Below are 1,562 nucleotides of genomic sequence, written 5' to 3' on the forward strand. Positions count from 1 at the left end.
ATGAAGATGAAGGCCCCCGGCCACAGCTTCTGCATTGTCGAACGGCGCGAGCAGATTGGCGGCACCTGGGACCTGTTCCGCTATCCGGGCATCCGCACGGACAGCGACATGCACACATTCGGCTATGAATTTGAGCCTTGGCGCAGCGAAAACCGCATCGTCAGCGCGCAGGACATCAAGAATTACCTCTATGGCGTGATCGACAAGCACGATATCCGCCGCCACATCCAATTTGGCCAGCATGTCATCTCCGCCGATTTCAACCACCAGGATGCGCGCTGGCATGTGGTGGTAGAAGCGGATGGCACGCGGCGGGAAGTGACGGCCAACTGGCTGTTCCTGGGCACTGGCTATTACGATTACGACCAGGCCTATGATGCGGGCTTCGATTTCTCGAATTTCGAAGGCGAAGTGCTCCATCCGCAATTCTGGCCGGAACATCTGGACTACAAGGGCAAGAACATCGTCGTCGTGGGGTCAGGCGCGACCGCAATCACCATCGTTCCGGTCATGGCGCAGCAGGCGGCCAAGGTCACAATGCTGCAACGTACCCCGACCTGGATCCGCAATATTCCGACGCAGGACTGGATGGCGCGTATCCTGCGCAAAATCCTGCCCGAAGACCTCGCCTACAAAATCGTGCGCTGGCGCAATATCCATCTGACCAGTTGGCTGATCAAGCGCTGCGAAACCCATCCCGACCAAGTGGCAGAAAGCTTGACCAAACTGGCCAAGAAAAGCCTGGGCGCCAATTACAACGCTGCGGACCTGACCCCGCCCTATCGCCCGTGGGAACAGCGCATGTGCTTCATTCCCGATGACGATCTGTTCGAAGCGATGAACCGCGGCAAGGCGGAAATCGTCACCGATACGATCGATCGCTTCGAAGGGCGTGATGTGGTGCTGAAATCGGGCAAAAGACTGCCGGCGGACATCGTCATCACGGCCACCGGGCTGCAACTGGCGATGGCAGGCAAGATTGCACTGAGTGTAGAAGGCGAACCGGTCCGCTTCAGGGATCACTTCTATTACAAGGGGTGCATGTTCTCGAACATTCCCAATTTCTCGACCTTCTTCGGCTACACCAACGCCAGTTGGACACTGCGGGTCGATGTGGTGTGCAACTATATCTGCCGTGTCTTCCAGCACATGCAGAAGACGGGCACCGAGATCGCGACGCCCTATCTCCCGGAAGATCATGGGTTGGAGAAAGAGGAGTTCTTCAATCTCTCCTCCAACTACATCAAGCGTTCGCTCGATCAGCTACCGCACAATGGATCGGAATGGCCGTGGCAATTGGGAATGGACTATCTTTCGGACCGCAAGGTCATGCGCGAAACCCAGGTGGATGACGGCATTCTCAAATTTGAGAACGCCTATGCCGAGCGGCAACTCGAAGCTGCGGAGTAGCGCGCGCCGATTCAATCGCCTAAACCCGATGGCATGAGCGCATCGAAAGAAATTAGGCCGGAAAAGATATGGACCGCGGGCCTCGTCGTGATCGGCGACGAGATTCTCTCTGGTCGCACGCATGACAAGAACATCGCACAGGTCGCGAGCTG

The 1,562-nt window shown here is 57.0% G+C and carries 1 protein-coding gene; it reads left to right on the plus strand.

Features of this window, described 5'->3' with window-relative positions; genetic code table 11:
• Positions 1–1,410: flavin-containing monooxygenase (locus tag ACQY6C_RS14765; protein ID WP_427970048.1), on the plus strand; the 1,410-nt coding region annotated here is incomplete at its 5' end.
• Positions 1,411–1,562: the final 152 nt, after the last annotated feature.

This window comes from Altererythrobacter sp. (genome assembly GCF_050299635.1).
Classification (GTDB): Bacteria; Pseudomonadota; Alphaproteobacteria; order Sphingomonadales; family Sphingomonadaceae; genus Erythrobacter.